This is a genomic window from Colwellia polaris (assembly GCF_002104515.1).
GTDB lineage: Bacteria > Pseudomonadota > Gammaproteobacteria > Enterobacterales > Alteromonadaceae > Cognaticolwellia > Cognaticolwellia polaris.
Map to the genome: position 1 here is coordinate 75,075 of NZ_NBOE01000013.1, position 24,114 is coordinate 99,188.

At 37.7% G+C, this 24,114-nt stretch carries 21 protein-coding genes; 14 read left to right on the forward strand and 7 right to left on the reverse strand.

What is annotated here, in order from left to right; all coding sequences use genetic code 11:
• Positions 1–7: 7 nt before the first annotated feature.
• Entirely contained in the window at positions 8–1,657 is a 1,650-nt protein-coding gene (locus tag B6A32_RS16585; protein WP_085306037.1) for a response regulator, read from the forward strand.
• Between the two features lie 63 nt (positions 1,658–1,720).
• Here the strand turns inward: B6A32_RS16585 and queG are convergent, their stop codons facing one another.
• The gene (gene queG / locus B6A32_RS16590) at positions 1,721–2,866 is read right to left on the reverse strand and encodes a tRNA epoxyqueuosine(34) reductase QueG (RefSeq protein WP_085306038.1); all 1,146 of its coding nucleotides are present in this window, start codon (positions 2,864–2,866) and stop codon (positions 1,721–1,723) included.
• A gap of 398 nt (positions 2,867–3,264) precedes the next feature.
• Here queG and tsaE point away from each other — a divergent pair, with 398 nt between their 5' ends.
• The 8 genes from tsaE (at position 3,265) to hflC (ending at position 11,853) form a co-directional block, all read left to right on the forward strand.
• Positions 3,265–3,705 carry a tRNA (adenosine(37)-N6)-threonylcarbamoyltransferase complex ATPase subunit type 1 TsaE gene (gene tsaE, locus B6A32_RS16595; RefSeq protein ID WP_456297761.1) on the forward strand — a complete coding sequence of 147 codons (441 nt, stop codon included), beginning with the start codon at positions 3,265–3,267 and terminating at the stop codon, positions 3,703–3,705.
• A 95-nt stretch (positions 3,706–3,800) separates the two neighbouring features.
• Positions 3,801–5,120, forward strand: a complete 1,320-nt coding sequence (locus tag B6A32_RS16600; protein ID WP_085306039.1) for an N-acetylmuramoyl-L-alanine amidase — start codon at positions 3,801–3,803, stop codon at positions 5,118–5,120.
• Positions 5,121–5,127: 7 nt separating this feature from the next.
• Positions 5,128–7,086 (forward strand): DNA mismatch repair endonuclease MutL, encoded by a 1,959-nt coding sequence (gene mutL, locus B6A32_RS16605; RefSeq protein WP_085306040.1) that lies wholly within the window; start codon positions 5,128–5,130, stop codon positions 7,084–7,086.
• A 12-nt stretch (positions 7,087–7,098) separates the two neighbouring features.
• Positions 7,099–8,055: a tRNA (adenosine(37)-N6)-dimethylallyltransferase MiaA gene (gene miaA, locus B6A32_RS16610; protein WP_085306041.1), complete on the forward strand. Its 957-nt coding sequence runs from the start codon at positions 7,099–7,101 to the stop codon at positions 8,053–8,055.
• A gap of 118 nt (positions 8,056–8,173) precedes the next feature.
• Complete coding sequence (gene hfq, locus B6A32_RS16615; RefSeq protein ID WP_085306042.1) at positions 8,174–8,422, forward strand: RNA chaperone Hfq; 249 nt, start codon at positions 8,174–8,176, stop codon at positions 8,420–8,422.
• Between the two features lie 33 nt (positions 8,423–8,455).
• Positions 8,456–9,742: a ribosome rescue GTPase HflX gene (hflX, locus tag B6A32_RS16620; protein ID WP_085306043.1), complete on the forward strand. Its 1,287-nt coding sequence runs from the start codon at positions 8,456–8,458 to the stop codon at positions 9,740–9,742.
• Positions 9,743–9,822: 80 nt separating this feature from the next.
• Complete coding sequence (gene hflK, locus B6A32_RS16625) at positions 9,823–10,971, forward strand: FtsH protease activity modulator HflK (protein WP_085306044.1); 1,149 nt, start codon at positions 9,823–9,825, stop codon at positions 10,969–10,971.
• 3 nt (positions 10,972–10,974) lie between these two features.
• Entirely contained in the window at positions 10,975–11,853 is an 879-nt protein-coding gene (hflC, locus tag B6A32_RS16630; RefSeq protein WP_085306045.1) for a protease modulator HflC, read from the forward strand.
• Between the two features lie 316 nt (positions 11,854–12,169).
• Here the strand turns inward: hflC and B6A32_RS16635 are convergent, their stop codons facing one another.
• Both B6A32_RS16635 and B6A32_RS16640 read right to left on the reverse strand, forming a co-directional pair.
• Positions 12,170–12,973: a hypothetical protein gene (locus tag B6A32_RS16635; protein ID WP_143327926.1), complete on the reverse strand. Its 804-nt coding sequence runs from the start codon at positions 12,971–12,973 to the stop codon at positions 12,170–12,172.
• A 277-nt stretch (positions 12,974–13,250) separates the two neighbouring features.
• Positions 13,251–14,126, reverse strand: a complete 876-nt coding sequence (locus B6A32_RS16640; RefSeq protein WP_158088508.1) for an alpha/beta hydrolase family esterase — start codon at positions 14,124–14,126, stop codon at positions 13,251–13,253.
• A 153-nt stretch (positions 14,127–14,279) separates the two neighbouring features.
• Between B6A32_RS16640 and B6A32_RS16645 the strand changes: the two genes are divergently transcribed.
• The 3 genes from B6A32_RS16645 (at position 14,280) to B6A32_RS16655 (ending at position 17,824) form a co-directional block, all read left to right on the forward strand.
• Entirely contained in the window at positions 14,280–16,373 is a 2,094-nt protein-coding gene (locus tag B6A32_RS16645) for a winged helix-turn-helix domain-containing protein (RefSeq protein WP_085306048.1), read from the forward strand.
• Between the two features lie 152 nt (positions 16,374–16,525).
• Positions 16,526–17,143 (forward strand): HAD family hydrolase, encoded by a 618-nt coding sequence (locus B6A32_RS16650; protein WP_158088509.1) that lies wholly within the window; start codon positions 16,526–16,528, stop codon positions 17,141–17,143.
• Between the two features lie 150 nt (positions 17,144–17,293).
• A complete protein-coding gene (locus B6A32_RS16655) occupies positions 17,294–17,824 on the forward strand; it encodes a CIA30 family protein (protein ID WP_085306050.1) in 531 nt (176 codons plus the stop codon).
• A 71-nt stretch (positions 17,825–17,895) separates the two neighbouring features.
• On the opposite strand, the gene B6A32_RS16660 is transcribed toward B6A32_RS16655, so the two are convergent.
• The 3 genes from B6A32_RS16660 to B6A32_RS16670 are packed head-to-tail and all read right to left on the reverse strand — an operon-like array spanning position 17,896 to position 19,719.
• A complete protein-coding gene (locus tag B6A32_RS16660; RefSeq protein ID WP_085306051.1) occupies positions 17,896–18,642 on the reverse strand; it encodes an SDR family NAD(P)-dependent oxidoreductase in 747 nt (248 codons plus the stop codon).
• Positions 18,605–19,030 (reverse strand): thiol-disulfide oxidoreductase DCC family protein, encoded by a 426-nt coding sequence (locus tag B6A32_RS16665; RefSeq protein ID WP_085306052.1) that lies wholly within the window; start codon positions 19,028–19,030, stop codon positions 18,605–18,607. Before B6A32_RS16665 ends, B6A32_RS16660 begins: the two co-directional genes overlap by 38 nt.
• Positions 19,031–19,068: 38 nt before the next feature.
• Complete coding sequence (locus B6A32_RS16670) at positions 19,069–19,719, reverse strand: flavin reductase family protein (RefSeq protein ID WP_085306053.1); 651 nt, start codon at positions 19,717–19,719, stop codon at positions 19,069–19,071.
• A gap of 326 nt (positions 19,720–20,045) precedes the next feature.
• Here B6A32_RS16670 and B6A32_RS16675 point away from each other — a divergent pair, with 326 nt between their 5' ends.
• Together B6A32_RS16675 and B6A32_RS16680 are read left to right on the forward strand one after the other, a co-directional pair.
• Positions 20,046–21,047, forward strand: a complete 1,002-nt coding sequence (locus tag B6A32_RS16675; protein ID WP_233131456.1) for an ABC transporter substrate-binding protein — start codon at positions 20,046–20,048, stop codon at positions 21,045–21,047.
• Between the two features lie 13 nt (positions 21,048–21,060).
• Positions 21,061–22,338, forward strand: a complete 1,278-nt coding sequence (locus B6A32_RS16680; RefSeq protein WP_085306054.1) for a diguanylate cyclase — start codon at positions 21,061–21,063, stop codon at positions 22,336–22,338.
• Positions 22,339–22,349: 11 nt separating this feature from the next.
• Here the strand turns inward: B6A32_RS16680 and B6A32_RS16685 are convergent, their stop codons facing one another.
• Entirely contained in the window at positions 22,350–24,101 is a 1,752-nt protein-coding gene (locus B6A32_RS16685; protein WP_085306092.1) for a sugar phosphorylase, read from the reverse strand.
• Positions 24,102–24,114: the final 13 nt, after the last annotated feature.

Below are 24,114 nucleotides of genomic sequence, written 5' to 3' on the forward strand. Positions count from 1 at the left end.
GTATAAAATGGAAGAAGTCGACAAAAATACATTAGCACAGCTCGATCAACTCAATGTTCTGATTATTGATGATAATTTACTCGTTCATAGTATCTTGAAAGAGAGTTTATTTGCCTTAGGAATTAAAGAAGTACGTTGTGCGCAAAATGCCTATTACGGACTTCGCTTGTGCGATGAAATGCATTTTCATATCGTAATTTGTGCTTTTAATGTTAAAAGTGACAAAGACGGATTTCATCTTTTAGAAGAGCTAAAGTTTAAAGGCCATGTGACTAAAACCACAGTATTAATATTTTTAAGTACCGAAACTAATGAGTCACTGGTTAATTCTATTATTGAGCTACAACCTGATGATTTTTGGACTAAACCGTTAGCAATAAAGAAAGTACGTAGTCGTTTTATTGCCATACTGAAGGTTAAGCAGGTGTTGTTTAATATTAACAACGCGATTGACAAAAAATCTTACGCTAAAGCGCTTTATTTCGCCGAACGTCATCTAAAAAATGAAAAGCTCGCATTTTATCACCCTAATATTAACCGCATTATTGGCGAGTCTTACCTAGCTTTACGTGAGTTTGTAGAAGCAGAAAAATTTTATTTTCAACTTTTTAAGCAGTATAAATATTCTTGGGTTTACCTAGGTTATGCCAAAGCCTTACTAAAACAAGGCCGTTTAGAAGAAATTAGCGATATGCTAAAAACCTTGATAGATAAACCAGAAACTCGGTTTGGTGCTCACGATATGATGGCGCAGTATTTTATTGAGCAAGAAGATTACGAACAAGCCTACGAAGAAATAAAAAAAGCCATGGCGCTTGCTCCTAGAAATATAGAGCGTAATAAAAAATCATGGGATTTAGCACGCTTAACTCATGATCATAAAGGTCAGTATGTGGCGACCAAAAATATTGCACAACAAGCTAAAAACTCGATTCATGATTCTCCCGAGCTATTACTTAATATTATTAGGTCAAGTATTGATCTCGCTTGCGCAACGCCAGATGAAAGCGCTAATGATTTGTTGCAACAAACCGATCGATATATCAGGCAATTTGAGCACGATTTACACGACGCTAACCTATTTAAACAACAATTAATTGTTGTTAAAGCTCGGTTGCATAATGTTCGCAACGAACGTGATAAAGCCACCAAGTTAGTTGAAAATCATATGTCACTTCAGCCAACCAACGTTGTAGAAGATAACCTAGATCGGGTAAAAGTATTGCATGAACTTGGTATGCGTGAAGATGCCATTGATTTACTTGCTGCGATAAATAAGCAAATTGCAGGTGACTCGTTAAATAGCCAAGTGGTTAGGCGTTACATAGCGCAAGAAACTCAGCAACGTGAAGAAATACATTTTACCGCTAAAGAACTTAACAGCATGGCTGTTGAGCATTTTCAGAAGAATCGATTATTGCCAGCACTTGACGCTATAAAACAAGCATTAACGCTCAGCCCTAACAATACAAAACTCTTGTTTAGTGAATTAAAAATATTAATAAAAATTAAACAAGAAGAGCAAGGTACGTCGGAGCATGAGGAGGCAACAGAAAAAATTATTGCAGAACTAGATACCGCTAACCTTGAGGGGAAAAGCCGAGCTACTTTTGAAGACTTATTGCTGAAATGGCAAAAAGCTAAAGAACAAGATTAACTTATATTAGCCAAGCCTAAGTTATTGATAGCAGGTTTAAGTCATTAATATCCATTTAGCATGCTATGCATCACGTGGCATACCCTTTTCTACAGAGCGAATAAGCCGAGCGGTTAATCTAACATTTTTGTCTTGAACTAGTGTTTTTTGTTTTAAAGATTGCTGCGCTAACGCCCACTCAATATGTTCTGCCACCATAGTTTCAGCATTAACTAATGCTGATGTTAACGCATGAACATTATCTAGAGAAAAATTGGCATTACCCAAAGCAACGGCGATATTACGTTGCCAGCATTGAAAGCCAATACGTCGAATTGGAGAGCCTTCTGTTTTACTGAGAAAGGTGGCTTCATCCCAAGCAAATAAAGTTAATAAGTCGATGTTATCTAAGTTTTGTCGCGGTTTAAAATCATCTTCACTGCCAAGCTTGGCAAATTTATTCCATGGGCAAATTAGCTGACAATCATCACAACCATAAATTCTATTACCAATTAATGCTCGAAACTCTTCCGGAATTGCATCTCGTAATTCAATAGTAAGATAAGAGATACAGCGCCTAGCATCAACAACATAAGGTTCAACTATTGCTTGAGTTGGGCAAATTTTTATACAGGCCACACAGGCTCCGCAGTCATTTTCTGCTTGCTTATCTGCAATCAAAGGAATATCAACCAATAACTCACCGAGAAAAAACCATGAACCCGCTTGTTTGTTGATCAGTAATGTATGTTTACCCACCCAGCCCAAACCGGCTTTTTCGGCTAGAGGCCTTTCTAATATCGGGGCAGAATCAACAAATGGGCGATAATTAAAGTTTTCACAGTGAGCACTAATTTTTTCACCTAATTGTTTTAGGCGTTTGCGCATTAATTTGTGATAGTCACGACCTAGTGCATAACGACTAATGTAGGCATGATCTCTATTTTTTAATATACGCGCAAACTTAGCATCCGTAGGTAAGTAGTCCATACGTACGCTAATTACGTTAAGCGTACCTTCAACTAACTCTTTTGCTCTGGCGCGCATTAAGCCATGACGAGCCATATAATCCATGTCGCCGTGATAATTGTTTTCTAACCATCGCGTTAATGCTGCTTCATGATCAGATAAATCGACATCACTAATACCCACTTGGGAAAAGCCAAGGTCTTGTCCCCAACGTTTAATTTGTGCGGATAATTCTTGATAATTAATAACAGGTAAGGTCATGGCTATGGAATATAAAAAAGATATAGATGATGCATAATGTGCGACAAGGTTAACACATCGCGATTATAAGGTTAATTGAAGTAAAGCTCATGATAAAAATACTTATTAATTATGGTGAGTATTAATGAGTACAAGTTTACCTTTTAGGTAATTACAAAGCGCTAGGTTGAGTTATAAGGAAAATTTTACGCTTTCAAATGCTGATACTGTATTCAATGCGTTGCAGCTGATATTATTATCATCTCTTACGGTACAGCTTGCATAGAAAATAGTAGACTATAGCATTAAATTTGAACTGCTAAATAATGGTAATTGTGCAGTAGATAAGATACTTTAGAACGACTAACGAAACGATGAATAATATAGTGACAAAACAAACGTTTATATTAGCCGATGAAATGGCAACAATTGCTTTAGGCAAAAAAATAGCAAATCTTGTAAAAACAGCACTTAAACAAGGCATTATTGTTTTTTTAAATGGTGATTTAGGGGCAGGAAAAACCACGTTAACTCGTGGCTTTGTACAAGGAATGGGGCATATTGGTAATGTTAAAAGCCCAACTTACACTTTAGTTGAGCCTTATGATCTACAAGATTGGCAAGTGTATCATTTTGATTTATACCGCTTAGCTGACCCAGAAGAACTAGAATATATGGGTATTCGAGATTACTTTAACAGCAACTGTTGTAGCTTTATCGAGTGGCCTGAAAAAGGTCAAGGTATGCTACCAGTAGCCGATATGATTATTGATTTAGTTTACCTTGATGAACAACGTCAAGTTGCGTTACAAGCTAATACCCCATTAGGCGAACAACTAATATCACTTTTGGCCAGGTAGCATTAACGATAGAAAGCATTAACGATAAATAATATTAATGAGCTTGCTCCAAGAACAATAGTATTCAAAAAGAGATACACAAGGGAATAAATTCGATGCACTTAAGCCGTATTGTAAAAAAATTAACCGCTGTACTTATGCTTTGGCTAGCCTATGCAGCAACGGTTAACGCAAACAATAGCATTGATAGTGTGCGGATATGGCCGGCGCCAGAAAATACCCGGGTTGTTTTTGATCTGAGTAACAAACCAGATTTTAAATACTTTTCTTTAAAGTCACCGCAACGTTTAGTGATCGATTTTAAAAATAGCACCAATAATGCTGATTTAATGTCAGCAATTAAAGCCGACCGTCGCGTACAAAAAATTCGCACTAGCCGCTCAAAACAAAAAGGCACCACGCGTTTGGTCTTGGAGTTAGCTGAAGATTATAGAGTGTCGGTATTTCCCTTAGCACCGGCAGGGCAATACAGTGATCGTTTAGTTATTGATCTTTACGACAAAAGTAGCCATCCAATTACCACTCATGATAACAGTAAAGGTAAACGCGATATCGTTATTGCTATTGTTGCTGGTCATGGCGGCGAAGATCCTGGTTCAATTGGCGCTTCAGGTACTTATGAAAAGCATGTTACCTTAAAAATATCTCAAAAATTGGCTAATTTAATTAACAGCAAGCAAGGGCTAAAAGCAGTGATGATCCGCAGCGGCGATTATTATGTTGATCATAATCGTAAGACAGAGCTTGCCAGAAAGTCGAAAGCCGATTTACTTATTTCCATTCATGCCGATGCATTTACCTCCCCACAACCTAGCGGTGCTTCTGTGTTAGTGCAAGCGACTCGGCGCGCAGATTCTGAGTTTTCGCGCTGGATTCAAAACCGAGAAAAAAACTCTGAGTTACTTGGCGGTGCCGGTGAAACCATTAGAAGTACTAAAGATAATAACTTAGCTATTGCGCTTGGTGATATGAAAAAAGAATACACCATGGCGAGCAGTTACGACTTTGCTGAGCATGTAGTTAAACAGTTGAAAAAAGTAACTAAATTACATAAACGCAAACCAGAGCGTTTAAGCTTAGCGGTGTTAAAGTCGTCTGATATTCCTTCTGTACTTATAGAAACAGGCTTTATTTCTAATCATCAAGAAGAACGACGTTTAAATAACAGTAATCATCAGCAGAAGTTAGCTAAAGCTATCTATATCGCAGTAGACGACTATTTTTCTCGCAACCCACCTGACGGCACATTAATGGCGGCAACACGCGTGCGCGAGCACAAGGTTAGTCGAGGCGAGTCGCTATCGGTCGTTGCACAGCGTTACAAAGTTTCAATTAGACAATTAAAATCTGCCAACAACCTCAAATCCAATGTGGTTAGAATTGGCCAAACACTCAAAATACCACAGGCAGACTAACGCTCGTATGACCATCGCAATATTACCCGCTCGTCTCGCTAACCAAATTGCCGCAGGCGAAGTAGTAGAACGCCCAGCCTCTGTAGTAAAAGAACTTGTAGAAAATAGCATTGATGCTGGTGCTACCACCATTAAAATCGACATTGAGAAAGGCGGCGCAAAACGTATTCGCATTATTGATAATGGTAAAGGTATTGCTAAAGCGGAGTTAGCATTAGCTTTGAGCCGACATGCAACCAGTAAAATTAAAGATCTTGATGATCTAGAAGCTATCAGTAGTTTGGGCTTCCGTGGTGAGGCATTAGCCAGTATAAGTTCTGTTTCACGTTTAACCTTAACCTCGAAACCTGAAGCTCAAGAGTCCGCATGGCAAGCAAATGCCGAAGGTCGAGATATGGCTGTGGCAATTAAGCCTGCTGCTCACCCAAATGGCACGACTATAGATGTTAGCGACTTATTTTTTAACACACCAGCAAGGCGAAAATTTTTACGTACTGAAAAAACAGAATACGCTCATATAGAAGAAGTAATCAAACGTATCGCGTTGGCAAACTTTGATATTACTTTTGTCTTGTCACACAACCATAAAATTATTAAACAGTTTCGTGGCGCAACCACAGCCTTGCAACGCAGTAAACGTGTTGCGCAAGTGTGTGGTCAAAAGTTTATTGATAATGCTATTGAAGTAAACTGTGAGCATGGTGGCTTACATTTGCACGGTTGGATTGCTCAGCCGAGTTACTTTAGAAATCAGAATGACTTAAGCTATAGTTATGTTAATGAACGCATGATGCGCGATAAATTAATTAATCACGCTATTCGTCAAGCATATGCTGACATGCTGCCTAGCGATAGTTATCCTGCGTTTGTTTTATTTTTACAGCTCGACTTTAGTGAAGTTGATGTGAATGTGCACCCCGCCAAGCATGAAGTACGGTTTCACCAAGGTCGCTATGTGCATGATTTTATTTACTCAGTTTGTAATCGCGCTTTACAAAGTGAGCTCGAACTCAATGTTGATAATACCACGGGCGAAATTCTTTCTACGACAAACTCCGATAATAGCCAGCAGCAAGCTCATAACCAGGCTTCGAACTTTGTTACGCCGTTAAGACCTCGCGCTGATGGCCAACAAGAAACCGCTACATCAAGTTCTTCTCAGTTAGGAAGTCAGCTAGAAAATCAGTCAGTAAGTCAGAAAGGTGAATATCATCAAGCATATAACAGTCAGCGTAGTAATGGGCAAAGTTATAGTAGCAAGGTAAATCATCAGGCTAGCAAAGCCTATAGTGATTTAATGACACCGTTGGCGAACGAGCCCCAGATTTCAGAGCCTGTGATTACACATTCACAACCTCTAATACAAAATGCACAAGCTAATAATATTGCGCAAGTCATTGAAGATAATAGTACTGATGTTAATAAAATACTGTTTTGGCAGGCTCCACATTATTTAGTTTTTCAACACCACGATACTTTACGTTTATTGTCGGTTACAAAACTTGATTTACAACTTAAGTTACAAGTAATCAAACAACGTTGGCATGAAAAGCTTGTTAGTCAGCCACTATTATTACCGGTAAAAATATCGGTCAGTGAAAAAGTCGCAAACTTTGTCCAAATAAATGAAAATCAATTTCAACATATAGGGATGGAAGTTCGTCAACAAAATTCAACAACATTACAAATTCGACAGTTTCCCGCTTTGCTTCGAAATCAAGACATAGCAAATAGCTTTGATGAGTTAATTAAGCAACTAGACGTTGAAAATACTACCGAAGCACACTCAGAAACAGCGTGGCAAATCGCGTTGGCTGAACTTATGTTGAACCGAGAATCTACGCAAGCCTATGCATTACAAGTTTGGCGAAATGCAGAAAGTCATTTTAATTGTCAATTTGAGCAGCAACTACGCTTGAATTCTGTAGTGATAGACCTCACATCATTCATAAATCAGATAGAGTAAATTATTACCAAAATGACTAAGGCGTTAAATCAACAAAATATTAACCTGCAAGAGCCACCCGTTATTTGTTTAATGGGGCCAACTGCGTCAGGTAAAACGGCCTTAGCAATGGCATTATGTGATGCACTGCCATGTGACATCATTAGTGTCGATTCAGCTTTAGTTTTTAAAGGAATGGATATTGGAACGGCGAAACCTACGGCTGAAGAATTAGCCGCCTATCCGCATCAGTTAGTCGACATTAAAGATCCTAGCGAAAGTTATAGTGCTGCAGATTTTTGTCATGATGCACTTAAAGCCATCGCAAAAAGTAGAGAAAATGGCCGTATACCTTTATTGGTTGGCGGTACTATGATGTATTTTAAAAGTTTAATTGAAGGGATATCGCCACTTCCTGAAGCGGATCAAGACATTCGCAATGCTATAGCGTTAGAGGCAGCTGACAAAGGGTGGCTTGCATTGCATGAAGAGTTACAGAGTTTCGATCCTGTTTCTGCCGAGCGAATTCACCCTAATGATCCCCAAAGGCTTGCACGTGCAATAGAGGTATATCGAAAGTCTGGTAATACTTTGACACAATTAACTGCAATAAAAGGTGATATAGTCAGTGGAAATGTTTTACAGTTTGCTATAGCACCAAAAGAGCGAAGCGATTTGCATGCACGTATTGAGCTTCGTTTTGAGCAAATGATAGCGCAAAACTTTGAACAAGAAGTTATTGCACTAAAAGAAAGAGGCGATTTGCACCTTGACCTACCCTCGATTCGTTGTGTTGGTTACCGGCAAATGTGGCAATACTTAGCAGGTGACTTCTCTCACGAAGACATGGTTTTTAAAGGTATCTGTGCAACTCGTCAGTTAGCAAAAAGACAGTTAACCTGGTTAAGAAGTTGGCAAAATTTACATTGGTTGCATATGGAAGATGAAAATAATTTAAAACTTATTTTGTCGGCAGTAAGCAAACTGTAAACATTGATGTATACTTAAACTGGTTGCGCAGTTTTCAGCTAGTTAATTGAATTACTATAATAAAATATTTGAACTAAATATTTCACTTTTTACTAAAAATAACAAAAGGGGCCAAATAATGGCAAAGGGGCAATCTTTACAAGACCCATTTTTGAATGCGTTACGTCGTGACCGTATTCCAGTAGCAATATATTTAGTTAATGGCATTAAATTGCAAGGGCAAGTTGAATCATTTGATCAGTTTGTAATTTTACTTAAAAACACGGTTAGTCAAATGGTTTATAAACATGCCATTTCAACGGTAGTGCCGGCGCGTGCAGTAACCACTATGCCAACCCCACAGGCGAATCAGGAAATAGAAGATTAATGCAAAAAGCTAGTATTGTATGGAGTCGCTCATTTGTTTGATAGGTATCAGGCAGGTGAGCAGGCGATACTTGTTCATGTAGATTTTCCAGATGATAACACCCGCGAAGATATACAAGAGTTTGAAATGCTTGTTGATTCTGCAGGTATAAATTCGTTAAATATCGTTACAGGTAAACGCAATACCCCGCATCCTAAATATTTTGTTGGCACAGGTAAAGTTCAAGAAGTTGCTGACGCAGTACGTATGTTTGATGCGAATATTGTTTTATTTAACCATAGCTTATCGCCTTCACAGGAAAAAAATATCGAAGCCATGTGCGAATGTCGTGTGGTTGATCGCACAACATTGATTTTAGATATTTTTGCCCAGCGCGCTCGCACGCATGAAGGTAAGTTACAGGTAGAGTTAGCGCAATTACGGCACATGAGCACTCGCCTTATTCGTGGTTGGACTCATTTAGAGCGCCAAAAAGGTGGTATTGGTTTACGTGGCCCAGGTGAAACACAGCTTGAAACTGATCGCCGTTTACTTCACGAACGTATGGTTAATATTCGTAAGCGATTAGGTAAAGTTGAAAAGCAAAGGCAACAAGGTCGCCGAGCAAGAAACCGCGCTGAGATCCCAACAATTTCCCTCGTTGGATATACCAATGCAGGTAAATCAACCTTATTTAATAAAATAACTCAAGCGGATGTTTATGCCGCAGATCAATTATTTGCTACCTTAGACCCCACTTTACGTAAAATTGAAGTTGAGGATGTTGGTCGTGTTATTTTGGCTGATACTGTCGGTTTTATTCGTCATTTGCCTCATGACTTAGTTGCTGCATTTAAAGCGACCTTAACCGAAACACGTGAAGCAGAACTATTATTGCATGTAATAGATATTGCTGATGAACGACGAACTGAAAACATTGAACAAGTAGAAGAAGTTTTAAAAGAAATCGAGGCGGATGATGTTCCGCAACTCTTAATTTGTAATAAAATAGACCGGTTAGATGATGTTGAGCCGCGGATTGATCGTGATGATCAAGGATTGCCTATTCGCGTATGGCTCTCAGCACAACAAGGTATTGGTATTGAATTATTATTCCAAGCGCTTTCGGAGCGACTAGGAAAAGAAATTATTCAACACTTGCTGTGTTTACCGCCCAGTGCTGGTAAAATTCGCGGTCAACTTTACGAGTTAAATTGTATAACTGATGAACGATATGATGAACAAGGTAATTGTTTACTCAACATAAAATTACCTATTAGAGAGTGGAATCAGTTACTGAAACAAGATGAAGCAGAAATAGAGCACTTTATTCAAACTTAACAGACTGATATATTACGTGAAACGCAGTGTTTTAATATTATATAGCAGTTAGCGCATTAATTTTTATAGCGGAGAATAGCATGGCTTGGAACGAACCGGGGAATAACGAGAAAGATCCCTGGAAAAATAAAGGTGGTAAGAACCAAGGTCCACCTGATCTAGATGATCTATTAAAAGATATCGGCAATAAATTTGGCGGTATATTTGGCGGTGGCAAATCAGGAGGCGGATCAGGAAAAAGCTTTTCTAGTATCGGTGTCATGGTTGTACTCATTATATCTATATTAGTTTATGTATTTGCAGGTTTTTTTACTATTAAAGAAGCTGAAAAAGGCATTGTTTTACGCTTTGGTCAGTATGCAGGTACGGTAGAACCAGGTTTACGTTGGAAGTGGACGTTCGCAGAACGTATTATTCCTGTTGATATGCAAACTACCCGTAACCTTCCGTCATCTGGCTTTATGCTGACAAAAGACGAAAACGTTGTTCGTGTAGAAATGGAAATTCAATACCGTGTAGTAGATTCACGTAACTATGTTTTTAGTGTTACCAATGCTGATGAAAGCTTAAGTGAGTCACTAGATAGTGCATTGCGCTATGTTGTTGGTCACGCAAACATGGATGACATTTTAACCAAAGGTCGTGAAGAAGTTCGTCAATCAGTTTGGAAAGAGCTAGAGAAGATTATAGAGCCTTATAATTTAGGTTTGATCATTGTTGATGTTAACTTCAAGGATGCTCGTCCGCCAAACGAAGTTAAAGATGCATTTGATGATGCTATTTCTGCACAAGAAGATGAAGTGCGCTTTTTACGTGAAGCTGAAGCCTACGCTCGTGGTATTGAACCTCGTGCCCGTGGTCGTGTTAAGCGTTTAGAGCAAGAAGCTTTAGCTTATAAGTCGCAAATACTTCTTGATGCTGAAGGTGATGTAGCGCGTTTTAACAAGTTATTACCAGAATACAAAGCTGCACCTGAAGTTACTCGCCAACGTATGTACATTACATCGATGGAAAAAGTATACAGCAACACCAGCAAAGTAATGGTTGATGTTGATGGTGGCAATAACATGATTTACTTACCTCTAGATAAAATTATGCAACAACAATCTGGCGGCCAACGTGTTATTCAACAATCATCACCAACGACGATAAATCAATCGTCAAACAGCAATAATACTGCGCCAACATTATCTGGTCGTAATGATCGATTCAATAATGGGAGAGACTAAGCCATGAAGAATTTTCTATTGGCAATTATTGCCTTAATACTTGTGCTAACGGTTTCGTCTGTTTTTGTGGTAATTGAAGGACAACGCGGCATTGTTTTCCAATTCTCAAAAATTAAACGTGATGGTGATACCGGTGACATGAAAGTTTATGAGCCAGGTTTACACTTTAAATTTCCGTTTATTAACCAAGTACGTAAACTTGATGCACGTATTCAAACCTTAGATGATGCGGCTGATCGATTCGTAACATCTGAAAAGAAAGATTTAATGGTCGACTCATTTGTTAAATGGCGCATCGTTGATTTTTCTACTTATTACTTACGTACATCAGGTTCAATTGAAAATGCACGTGCCTTACTAAAACAGAAAGTAAACAATGGTTTACGTACTGAGATTGGTACACGTACTATTAAAGATATTGTATCTGGCGAACGTGACGATATTATGGCTAAAGCACTGGAAAGTGCGGCAAGTAGTCGTGAAGATTTAGGTATTGAAGTGATTGATGTTCGCATCAAAGCTATTAACTTACCTACTGAAGTCAGTAACTCAATCTACGAACGTATGCGTGCTGAACGTACCGCTGTAGCGAAAGAACATCGCTCACAAGGTCAAGAGCAAGCTGAAATCATTCGTGCAACTATTGATGCCAAAGTTACCGTAATGTTAGCGACAGCACAGAAAGAAGCACAAGAAATTCGTGGTGAAGGTGATGCTTTAGCAGCAAAAGTTTATGCTGATTCTTATGGTCAAGATGCTGAATTTTATAACTTCTTTCGTAGTTTAGAAGCTTACGAAAAAAGCTTCAGCGATAAGAGTGATATCTTAGTGGTTAAGCCTGATAGTAATTTCTTTAATTACTTAAAAGATAGTAAAAAATAGGATTAGTTTGAACGCTTAATTCAACTTTTAAAACTAGCACTTTGTTATAACGCCACTCGTGTAAAAACGAGTGGCGTTTTTTTAATATCGAAAAATATAATTTTAGTTATTGAAACTGCAGCTTGAGAGTGCGCTTTCATTTTCTCCCGTATGAATCGTTTTCTCGGAGTTGCTAATTACTGCAATCTTGTATTTATTTACACAAGCGAATACATTAATGGCTATACGCTCGTATAGATTTACGTAAAATAACGCTCTGTATTCGGCTGGCTATGTATCTAAAATATGCTTAAAAAAAACTAGGCCACACGTGTACTTATATTTCAAATAAACATGCCTGATGGGCTTGTATGGTCTCTGAGGCTAGTTGTTTCAATACTTGTTGTGTTGCTTCGTTGACATCTATATCTTTAATAAAGGGCAGTAAATCTGCCGCTTCTCCAGTAATGACTTCATAGAAAACAAAAGCGGTGAGCAGTTGCCCAGTTAATGCAGCATGATTACCGTCAGGTGTATGTAGCACTAGTTGAGGTAGGGTCATGATGACTTTATCCCAAGTCAAGCCAATAGGTGCTACACAAGACTTTTGTATTTCTGCAATTCCAGTGTGAATTTGATGCACTCGGCTCCCTTCTTGCGTTTTACCTTGTTGTGGGTGCTCGGGGAATAGTATTGGGGTTATACCTAGACTTTTAGCTTTTTTAATCCAAGATAGTGCAGCGGTAACAGGGTAAGTTGTCGCACCCGATTGGGAATATTTTTGCCCTTGTAATATCACATGTGTCCAAGGTTGGTTTTCAAGTAGATCAATCCTTTTCTGTTGTGTTGATCGGTTATCTAGAAAACCTCCCCCTGCATTCTGTATAGTAATGGTGGCAAAGGGATTACCTGCGTTCAGTAACTTCTTTAGTAAACTGCTTAGCCCAATGACATGGCTATTGCCAAAGAGTAATACTTGGTAATTATTAGCAAATCGATTGTCAGGAATTGCCATGTTAGTGTCAGGCACTGTAATGTTTTCGGGTGGCTCAATGGGGTTTGTTATTTCTGTTTTATTGTTATCACCAGAGCAAGCTGACAATAAAAACGTCGTCAGAAAAAAACTATAAATTGCACGCATAGTTGATCCTTATTAAATGTGAAGTGTTTTGACATTGGAGATATTAGTTAACCTGAACTCTGGAAAAGCAGCACTTGCTCAATGCTCCCTTTTAACCATTTATCTGGGTTAAAACGTCGATAAATAGCGCGCTATTGATAAACGTTTTGTCTCGGAAGTGGCATAAAATGAAGCATTGATGGTGTCTATTCGTGATGTTCACCTTGCTATAGCATTTACTTTTCCACCTAAGCTATTGATTCACTTGAGTATCAAATTCTCATATCCATAGTTCAGGTTAGTTAAAAACAGCGCTATAAATTTGCTTTAAAGCCTCTGCGTTATAACTACTTTCGTGTGGCACATTATTTAATGAAGTGAAACGAACATCTTTAGCGCAACCCTCCCATACTTGTGTTTCGCTACCACTACTTTCATTGATAACTTTAGGATGCTCTACGCTAGTAAATGTGTCGCTACAGCCATTGATTAACAGCCAATGGGCAAGTGTATCTGTAACAGATTTAATCGCGCCTGTGCTTCTGCCGCTTAGAGGGACTTCTCTATCTTGTGGACTATGTAGATGATGTAAAGTTACTGGTGTTAATGTTGAGCAAGCCGTAAATTCGCCACGAAACTGTCCAGCTAAAGTAACCACTGAAGTTAAATGCTCTGGAATGTGGCAAGCAAGTTTATAAGCCATAAACCCGCCAGCAGAGTAGCCAAAAACATAGACTTTATCTGTGGTTACATCATTGTCAGCTCTGATCTGTGCTAGCAGATTAAGCATAAAGTCGACATCAATATTACTGGCACTTGCATTATTAAGACTTTCCCACCCCCAAGTTTCATTTCTCCCTTCAGGAGCAACCGAGAGTAAATTTTCGCTAATACTTAATGTTTTAGCATCAAATATTTTACTTACTTTTTTAGCTGAGCCAGGGGCACCATGTAAAAATAGAGCGATACCTTCTATTGCATCGTCAGGTTTGTAAACAATGGCTTCTCGGTTCTCTATGCTAATACAGCTCGCTCCGGTATCAAGCGATTGTCCAGCACATGTTTTAATGACTGGGATCGGCTGTGTAATTTTTTCATCTTTACTGCCAGATCCGCAAGCTATAAGTAGGCAACATGAAGCAATAGTAAGGCTAAGTATCTGGATTTTATTCATGATATTTCTCATCTAATTTCTTATCAAATAATGGTGACTAGGTAGATTCGAAGTTTGTCAGTTTCTTGATTTGCTTCAATAAAGAGGTAACAATGATTTTATAATGAAATGATAATGACGAAGAAAGTGATGAATAAAGTGATGAATTATTAAATGCGGTTTTTATTTGGCGATATTATTGTTGATGTAGAGCAGGTAGCACTTTTTAAAAACACTAAACGAATCGAGTTTGAGCCGAGAGTTTTTGAATTATTAGTGTATTTTTGTCAACACCCTCAAGAGGCTATTTCAAGAGAAGAGCTAGTTGCTCAAGTATGGCGAGGTCGAGTTGTTAGTGATGCAGCCATAAACCGAGCTGTTGGTGAGCTGCGAAAACTAATAGAAGATAACTCATCCGCGCCGAAATGGATTAAAACGGTAAGTAAAGTAGGCTATAGATTTACAGAAGTACCAACTTTACAGCATATAACCGATGAAGCTAGCTCAGCTGAGTTGATGGCTAATGCAACTGCCCCAAAAAATAATAAAGCTTCTCATGACGACACAATAACCGTAAAAGAGTCTTCTGAGCAAAAATTACCTTGGTTAAGTGTCAGTCGAGTATGGGTTTTAGCTGTATTATTACTCATCATAATTTTCTTATATAAACTTTCAGACGCTAAGAGTGAACCAGAAGCTTTAAGAGTTGTTGCTTGGCAACCGATTACATCTACATTGGGTAGTGCTTTTAATGCCAGTTTTGAGCCAAAAACTGGTTCACTTGTTTATTTGCACCGAACAAATGCTGATGCTACTGCACAACTGCAGATGAAAAAAGCTGACGGTTCAATTCAAGCTATTTCCGATGACAATTATTATTACACCGACGTTTTGTTTGCCAGCGATGGCTTTATTTATGCTTCAAGATTAAATAACTTACAACAAAGGCTATGTGAAATAGTTAAAATAGACTTATCTACAATGGTGTTTTCTACCGTTGTTGAATGCGGCACAAGAGTGGTAACACAGCTTGCTTATGATGAGAGAAAGCGCCGCTTAATTTATCGTTCTAGAGCAAGCATATCTGAGCCGTATGCAATGTACTCTTATCAGCTTGATACCGGAAGAAAACAACAACTTACTCACCCAGCTCAAACCGGAAATACTGTCGGGGATTATGCTTTTGCTATTTCACCTGACTTTCAAGCGTTAGCTGTTATTGAATATAGTGGCGATGAAACCGATAAAATTAAACTTATTTCATTAAACGATAACTCGATTACGTTGAGCGCAACCGTTATTGATAATGTTTATGGCATGATGTGGCACTCAGCAGATAAAATATTATTGGCCAATAATACGGGGCTTTTTGACTTTAATATTGACCACAGTCTGTTAAAAAATATAGCGCATGGCGATCAATTTAGTCGGCTTTCAATCGGTGATTCTCCTCGCACTGTAATAACCGAACGCAGCCAATCTACGGTTAATATAGTAAGTTACTCTATGCAAAATGGTGAACTAAAGCCACTGACAAAAAGTAGTGGGATTAATCTTAATCCAACGCTTGGCAATAATACTAACGTATTGGCATTTGTATCTAATAGATCCGGTAAAGAACAAGTATACATACAAGATGAAAATGAAAACGTTAGTGTGGCTAAGTTCGATGAGGAAATAGCTTATATCGGCGCCATTTCTTGGTCACCAAACGATGATGAAATAGTGGCGAGCATTAATAATAGTTTGTATTTATACAGTTTGAATAATAAAAAATGGCAAAAAATAGCTGAAAACTTTACCAAAGTGCATCACGTTGCTTTTACATCGGGGCACATCCTATTTAGTGCTGAAGTTGATGGGCAATGGAATATTTGGCAGTTGTCTTTGAACAATAAAAGAGTAACCCAGTTAACGACTAAAGGTGGCTATAGCGTACAAGGTAATAAAAATAATGTTTATTATACTAAATTTAATCAGCCAGGCTTATATCAATTAGATGTAAAAACCGGTGTTGAATCTATGCTTATTGCTGAGTTTCCTATTTCTGGTTGGCGTCATTGGCAGTGGCGAGATAATAGGATTTATTATTTGAAAGATAAATCCTATATGGCACTGAACCTAAACACAGGTGAGCATCAAGTTATGTTTAACTTTAAAGGCAGAATACCTAACAGTTGTCATACTGCTTATGAACACAATTTTTTTGCTTGTGAAAAGGTTGACTCAAGCAGCAGTAATGTTTGGCAATTTCAGTTGTCTAACTAACCTTTATTATTGCTTTAGCCGGCGGAATATAAACTAGCGGCTATGTTATATGATCTTTTTACGTATATATCGCGTAATAAAGGTCATGCTTAGGTTTTATTTTATAAGTACTCACGCGAGTGCTTAAATCGATTAATTATGAGAGAGAAACATTGTTACCACATAAACTATCGGGTGTAATTTTTGACTTAGATAATACGTTAGTTTCTTCAGCGTTAAATTTCGACAATATTCGTGACGCCTTAGGGTGTGAGAAAAATATAGACCTACTCGATTTTGTAGAAAGTTTACCAGAAAGCCAGAAAATACAAGCGAATGAACTATTAGTTGAGTTTGAAATTAATGATGCGAGAAAAACCGAGAAGCTACTCGGAACAGATCAACTATTGGCACTATTGTCTGGCTTAAATATTCCTTGTGCCATTGTTACCCGCAATTGTCGAGAAGCCGCATTAATAAAGATTAAGCATAACAATATTGCTATTGAACAGGTTTTTACCCGAGCTGATCACAAAGCTAAACCCGCACCAGATGCTTTATTACATCTTGCGAAACTGTGGAATTTGCCTGCTGAAAATATATTATATGTGGGTGATTATCTTTATGACCTGCAAGCAGCTAAAAATGCTAACACTATGTCTTGTTTAGTTACCCATGGCGCTGAAGTTGATTATGCCAGTATGGCGACTATTGTGGTAAATGAACTGACTCAGTTAAGTGACACTATTACTCAAATTTTTGCTCGTGAAACTGTAGGTATTGCTAAATAAGCATTGTCTAAAAAAGTTGATTGTTTAAAGGTGTACTCAAGTTTTGCTTTGAGTTTATGATACCTCGACTTTAGATATTTTAGTGTCAGCAGTTACTCAGCAACAATGTAAATACACCTTCTTTATTACTGACGAAATAGGGCAAAGTAGTTGATTGATTTTTCCGAGCAACACAGCACTGAACTCGCTTCCGCCTCCAAGCATTCTGCTTTAACGTCTATGAGCGAAACAGAAGGTTGGCGTATTACTAACGATAGTGTTATGGGAGGTAAGTCGGCAGGTAATTTTATCTTACAGCAGAATTACGCACTTTTCAGCGGTAATATTTCCTTGGAAAATAATGGTGGATTTAGTTCGGTTTATCGTTCGATTAGTCCGTTAGAAAAAGCACTTAGCAGGGTATGTATTAAGGTGAAGGGCGATGGGCTTACTTATCAATTAAGGCTGAGCGTAAATGTTGATGGTTATCGCTTAGCTTATAAACATAATTTCACTACGATTGCCGATCATCTAGCACAATTAAGTTTTTTATTGACTGACTTTCAAGCTACTTTTCGTGGACGAAATATAGCTAAAGCACCTATTCTGCTATCTGAAAATATTATTGAAATAGGCTTTTTAGTTAAGAGAAAAGTGTCTGGCCCATTTTCATTAGCGATAAAAAATGTAGATTTCGAGTAAAGGCTTGTTGATTAATCGAAGAACGATTCAAATATACCCATAAATCATGGTTATAACATGTGAGATGTTAGTTACCAGTTAATCTTTTCGCCTTGCCAATCAAGGTAACTTGCCATTTTATCATGTGGCGTTTTTTCAACGATTTCTAATAACTGCTTCGCGACAAACGCTGCACTAAAAAGCTTACTTTCAGGCACATTTTTTTGAAAAGGTTTCGATAATGGTGTATCAGTTGTTCCCGGATGAAAAGCAATTAACTTAATGTTTTTGGCTCGTCGAGCTAGCTCTATTGCTGCGGTTTTCACCATCATATTTAATGCTGCTTTTGATGCCCTATAGCTATACCAACCGCCTAAACGATTATCACTGATACTGCCAACTCTGGCACTAAACAGTACAAATGTGCAGGGAGATTTCCCTGTTATTATAGGGGTTAACTTTTGTATCCACAGCATTGGCGTTAAAGTGTTTGAGCTGATAACGTCAATAAAAGATTGTGCATTAAAGTCCTCTAAACGTTTTTCTGGGGTTATGGTGCTGTTATGTAATACACCGTTACAAACAAATACCTGGGTGATTGGCGCTTGGTTGTCTTGTGATAGTTGCGATATAGCTTGGTCAATAGACTGTGGTTGATAATCTTTGAGTTTAATTTTGGTAACATTTGATGAATTAGCTTTATACTCTGGTTGATCATCATCAGCGAAACTACGGCTAATCAATATTAAATTGGCGCTATCTTCAGCGATGATTTGCTTAGCAATAGCTTTACCTATGTCGCTACTTGCGCCTATTATCAAGGTTTGCTCGGTTCTCATAACATGCTCCTGAAGTACAATGGGTAGTTTTGATGTTAAATATTTTAGCGAGTAATGCTGAAATTTGGTGTCGATATTTCGCTAAGCCTAGATATATCCAATGACTTATTGTTTTAATAATAGGCCAATTTAAAGGAGCGACCCAAAAGCCTTTACCTACCAGTGTCCAGGCTCTATGAGTTACTTCTAGACCAAGTAATAGCTGAGCATTGTAATGCCCATGCAATATTTTCATTGCTTCATCAAAACAAACGCTGGGGTAACGTGTTGAAAAGTCATCTTCATGTATATTGACTAACTGAATCTTGTTTTTTGCATCATGTTTTTTAAGATGTGCCATTTCAGTTGCACATAATGGGCAATTACCATCATAGAAAATCGTTAACATTAATTTACCTCACCAAATAACATATATTTGCAATTATCTTATGCTTCGCCATTAATAGTAATACACTTAGGTAAAGTCTCAGGTTTAGCGTAACTCAAACGTGAAAGCCTTTGGCTAGTGTGATAGCTGTCGAGGCCCGAAACCATAACCGTGTTTAATGATTCGATGTCGATGTAACCATCGTTTTTAATTGCGGCTTCTTGGCATAAAATATGAGTAATTTCACCAATAACAAGCACTGTGTTATTCAGCTCAATTGGTATTATAGACTTTAACGTTAGTGCATACTTAAGTTGGCTCTCTTCAACAAAAGGTGCTTCTATACCCGCTATTAACTGTGCTGTTAGCCCCGTTTGTTTAAATTCGCATTGCTCTTCTTTATAACGGGCTGAGGTTTGATGGGCTGCTTGCCAAAACCCTTCAGCTACTTGATTGATGGTATATTGTTGTGTTTGTTTGATGTTTTTCAAGGTATGTCGATCAACATTGTCTGGACGTGAAATAAAGCCGACCAAGGCAGGTGATGCACCAAGGTGAAATACAGAACTAAAAATAGCTAAATTATGTGTTTGGTTCTGGTTAGTGGTACCAATAAGGTTGGCACTTTTAAAACCCGATAAACTGTTAATCATTTGAGCTCTATAGCGAGGCTCCATCGCGTTTAATTGCGCTTTAGTTATATTTTTCATTTAAGTCATATTTATTCCACAGTACTTTAAATTTATATACGAAATTGGCAATGCTTAGGATCACCAAATATGAAGTGCAGCTACTCGCAATAAGTACTTAGAACAGTCCTTTATTAAGAAATATTCTCATGTATTTTTATATTTTTTCAATATTGTTTAATTTTCATAAAAATTTAAAAGCAGATCTAGCGTTACCTGCTAGTATTATTATTTAATGGTTGCAGTACTGTAATTAATCTAAAAACGATGCTTAATTAATAGGATATATCATTAAATATGCATATAATAAGTATAAATAATGCATAGATAAAAAGGAGATTTACGCTTTGCATGAAAAAAAACGATTAGCGCCTGTTATATTGGTGCTCTTAATCATGGGTGTTGCAATTTGCTACTTCTACGTTGCAAATTTTACAGCCCAAGAAAAGCATCCCATCACTATCGCCGTTTCTAAAACGCCATTGTCTGCGCCTTTTTATGTTGCTAACGCTATAAATGCTTTTGAAAATACCTGTGCAAGTGTCGAAGTTGATGAAGTTGTTGGTGGGCAAGCAGCATTTGAAAAAGTGATGAGCGGTAAGGTTGATTTTGGTACAAGCTCTGATTCTGTCATTGCATTTCAAAGTTTAAACACGCAAGACTTTGTAACACACGCCATGTTTGTTCAGTCAGACAATGATGTAAAATTAATTACTCGCAAAGCTGATAATATTGAATTTATGAGTGATCTCAAAGGTAAACGAATAGGAGTTACTAAAGGCACATCTAGCGAATATATTTTGAGTACATTACTCGCTATTGAAGGGCTAAGTATGCATGATGTTAAACTACATCATTATAAGCCTGAGAAGTTGTTAACAGGTTTTAGTCAGCAGGAAGTTGACGCCATTCTTCCGTGGGAACCTTTTGGCTTTCAAGCGTTACAATTACTCAGTGAAGAAATAAAAATTCACGACACTAAAAGTTTAAGTACGCTAAGCTTTAACTTAATTTCTCAAACCGCAGATAAAAAACTACTAAAAAAAGCTAAGTGTGTTATCGAAGGTTTACGTATCGCAATTGATTATATCGTGTCTAATCCCGAAGCAGCGAAAAAAATAGTCATAGCAGAATTAAATGTAGAACCTGAGTTTATTGCCTGGGTATGGTCTGATTATATTTTTAAGCTCGGGCTAAATCATTCTTTAATGTTAAACATTAAATCTCAAGCTATTTGGGCAATGGAGTCACAATCTGAAGAGTTTGAACATGTTCATAATACCGAACGTATTTTTGATAGCAGAGCGCTTACTATGGTTAGTCCTGGGTCAGTAAACCTATCGATGTAAATAAGGATTTACTATGAAGTTGAGCCTACAAAAACAAATTTACGTATTTACCTTTAGTAGTTGCATATTTTTTCTCGCGCTTGCGATCAGTATTTTATGGTCAATTCAGGTAGTAAATGTTGCATTGGAACGTGAGCGGTACGCCAATAAAGTAGAAAACCATGCTAATATTTTGAAGCAATTCATAAGTATAGAGAACATTTATGCAAGCGACTTTAATACCGATAGTTGGTTGGCTTTAGATCGTGAATTTAGTGAATTGCTCTTAAAAACTCCAAATCTAACAGCTCAACAGCAGACCATTCAACATAGTATAGAAAGTCAGAATAAAAATGTACTTCGTTTATTCAACGCCATTAATAAAAATAAATTATTAAATGCAGATAATAAAATTAAACAACACTTAAAAGCTAGATTAATTAATCAGTTAGAGGCAATAAGAGCTGATTCTATACACTTATTCAATATAGTGCAGGTTGATATTAATTCTGTCATAAAACGACAGGTTACATGGATATTATCGGTGTTGCTCTTGAGTTTATTTACTTTGGTTTATGGCGCTTTTAAATTAGTGCGAATTTTTAGAACGTCACTTCAAGAAGTTAAATCAGCTTTTGTAAAAACTAGCTCTGGTAACTTTCAGAAAATAGAACTGTCTAATTCATCAGAAGAGTTTGAAAGTATTGCTAGTGCATTTAATGACATGAATACCGAGTTGAGTGAAACAACGGTATCTTTAGAGTCAATGACTAAAATTGTTGCAGAAAGAACAGAAGTGTTAGAAAAGTTATCTAACACCGACCCGTTAACGAACGTTGCTAATCGACGTGCCTTATTTGAACGCGGTAATGCTGAATTTGCTCGGGTACAAAGAAGCCATAATAAGTTCACCATTATATTGCTAGATTGCGACCTATTTAAAGATGTTAATGATCAATATGGTCATGCATTTGGTGATGAAGTGCTCAAACATATTTGTAATATATGCAGCACAGAAATTCGTAATATTGATTTTTTTGCTCGCTATGGTGGCGAAGAGTTCATTATACTTTTACCTGAAAGTGAATTAGCAGGTGCAGTGAAAACGGCTGAACGTATTCAAAAATCTTTAGCAAGTAATTGCCCTAGTTTTGAAGGTAACGAAATAACAGTAACCCTAAGTTTAGGCATTTGTACCGTTAGCGACAGCCACACTAATTTTGAAGCGGTAATAAAAGATGCTGACACTGCCATGTATCGAGCCAAGGAAAGTGGTCGAAATAGAATTGAAGTGTTTAAAAGCACATCATAATCAACAACAGGTTAAGCTCTTTGGTTAGAGATCCAGACTGTTTGATATGGCGCTAACATAACTTCTTGAGTTAAAGCGGTTATTTCTTCGCCGCTGATTAATTCTACCCATGCCTCTGTAATAATTAAATTGAGTTCACTTAATGGTAGTGCAGCAGGTTTGTCCGAAATATTTGTCACACAAAACACGCTCTGTTTTCTATTTTGACTTTGTCGCCAAAAGCCAAATAGTTTTACACCTAAGTGCAAGGTAAATTGGGTTGCATTAGGGTGAAAAGCTGGTTGTTTAATGCGTGTGTTTAACAAAGACTTTAAAGTGGAAAGTACTTTACCATGATGCAAGTTAGTATTTGCTAAAGCGGATTCTAGTTCACTTTCATCCCAACGATGTCGATTTATTGAGCGATTATTGTGGGTGTTGGCAAGCTTATTATAATCGTTTTGCGTACCTAACATGCTATGAATATAAATCCCAGGTACACCTTCAAGTGCAAACATAATGGCATGAGCACAAATAAAACGTTCAAAATTCCACTCGTCTTTGCCTTTTACCGTGCCTTGTAGGGCATCATAAAGGGCTATGTTCATTTCATACGGTTTTTGTTCGCCTTGGTCTGATGTTCGCCACGATATTTTACCGCCAAAACTTTCGATAGTTTGCACTAAATTATCTAGCTCAGTGTCATTTAACAAACCTTCTGCAGGGCGTAAACCTATGCCGTCGTGTGAAGCAATAAAATTGAAATACATGGTGCCGTTTTGTGAAGGCGGCATACTCATCAGCCAACGCTTTAAATGGGTGCAATTACCGGTAAGTAAAGTGTTGATTAATAAAGGAGGCAGCGAAAAATTATATATGCCATGGGCTTCATTAGCGTTACCAAAATAGGTCAGGTTTTGAGTGTTAGGGATATTGGTTTCAGTAATAATTATGGCTTGCGAGTCGGCAGACTCAATTAACGTGCGTAATAGTCTAACCATCTCGTGAGTTTGAGGTAAGTTGATACAATCACGGCCGACAATTTTCCAAAGAAAAGCAATCGCGTCAAACCTAAATATTTTAACTCCATTATCAAGATATTGTCGAATGATTGAGGTAAAGGCTTTTAATACCTCAGGGTTTCGAAAGTCAAAGTCAACTTGGTCATGGCTAAATGTACACCAAACAAATTTTTGTCCTTGGCCGGTCATTACCTCTTTTAGTAAGGGGGATGTTCGGGGTCGAACGACATTAGATAAGTCGTCATCTAATTGTGCAGTAAAGAAAAAGTCATGCCCTGGTCCTTCACCTTTTATAAAGTTATCGAACCAGGCACTGCGGCTTGAGCAATGATTAATAACTAAGTCTGACATTAATTGATAATCTTGACTTATCTTGGTGATTTCTTGCCAAGAGCCTAAAGATTCATTAACAGAAGAGTAATCAATAACCGAAAAGCCGTCATCTGAACTATAAGGAAAAAATGGCAGAATATGCACACTATTAATTGTGTCTTTTACATGACTGTCTAAAAAGTTTTTCAATGTTTTTAGAGGTGCTTGGTCTGTTTTTATAATACTGTCACCATAAGTGATTAATATTATGTCGGTCTCTGACCAATGGTTGGTAAAAGGCGTTGGGGCTTCGGTATCGGAGGTTAACCGCATTATGTCTATGAGCGCATCTGCAATATCATCAATAGACTGCTTTAGGGTTATCCCTTGATAAATCGTCGAAAGCTGTTGGGTTAATTTGTGTTTTAACGGTTCGCTCTGCGCTAGCATAGTCATATTCGGC

What these genes read in the sequence shown, in the direction of transcription:
- hflK (WP_085306044.1), top strand. Translation starts at nt 9,823, where the DNA reads ATGGCTTGGAACGAACCGGGGAATAACGAGAAAGATCCCTGGAAAAAT.
- B6A32_RS16635 (WP_143327926.1), bottom strand. Translation starts at nt 12,973, where the DNA reads ATGCGTGCAATTTATAGTTTTTTTCTGACGACGTTTTTATTGTCAGCT.
- B6A32_RS16645 (WP_085306048.1), top strand. Translation starts at nt 14,280, where the DNA reads ATGCGGTTTTTATTTGGCGATATTATTGTTGATGTAGAGCAGGTAGCA.
- B6A32_RS16600 (WP_085306039.1), top strand. Translation starts at nt 3,801, where the DNA reads ATGCACTTAAGCCGTATTGTAAAAAAATTAACCGCTGTACTTATGCTT.
- B6A32_RS16680 (WP_085306054.1), top strand. Translation starts at nt 21,061, where the DNA reads ATGAAGTTGAGCCTACAAAAACAAATTTACGTATTTACCTTTAGTAGT.
- queG (WP_085306038.1), bottom strand. Translation starts at nt 2,866, where the DNA reads ATGACCTTACCTGTTATTAATTATCAAGAATTATCCGCACAAATTAAA.
- B6A32_RS16685 (WP_085306092.1), bottom strand. Translation starts at nt 24,101, where the DNA reads ATGCTAGCGCAGAGCGAACCGTTAAAACACAAATTAACCCAACAGCTT.
- mutL (WP_085306040.1), top strand. Translation starts at nt 5,128, where the DNA reads ATGACCATCGCAATATTACCCGCTCGTCTCGCTAACCAAATTGCCGCA.
- hfq (WP_085306042.1), top strand. Translation starts at nt 8,174, where the DNA reads ATGGCAAAGGGGCAATCTTTACAAGACCCATTTTTGAATGCGTTACGT.
- B6A32_RS16670 (WP_085306053.1), bottom strand. Translation starts at nt 19,719, where the DNA reads ATGAAAAATATAACTAAAGCGCAATTAAACGCGATGGAGCCTCGCTAT.
- B6A32_RS16665 (WP_085306052.1), bottom strand. Translation starts at nt 19,030, where the DNA reads ATGTTAACGATTTTCTATGATGGTAATTGCCCATTATGTGCAACTGAA.
- B6A32_RS16585 (WP_085306037.1), top strand. Translation starts at nt 8, where the DNA reads ATGGAAGAAGTCGACAAAAATACATTAGCACAGCTCGATCAACTCAAT.
- B6A32_RS16640 (WP_158088508.1), bottom strand. Translation starts at nt 14,126, where the DNA reads ATGAATAAAATCCAGATACTTAGCCTTACTATTGCTTCATGTTGCCTA.
- tsaE (WP_456297761.1), top strand. Translation starts at nt 3,265, where the DNA reads ATGGCAACAATTGCTTTAGGCAAAAAAATAGCAAATCTTGTAAAAACA.
- miaA (WP_085306041.1), top strand. Translation starts at nt 7,099, where the DNA reads ATGACTAAGGCGTTAAATCAACAAAATATTAACCTGCAAGAGCCACCC.
- B6A32_RS16660 (WP_085306051.1), bottom strand. Translation starts at nt 18,642, where the DNA reads ATGAGAACCGAGCAAACCTTGATAATAGGCGCAAGTAGCGACATAGGT.
- hflC (WP_085306045.1), top strand. Translation starts at nt 10,975, where the DNA reads ATGAAGAATTTTCTATTGGCAATTATTGCCTTAATACTTGTGCTAACG.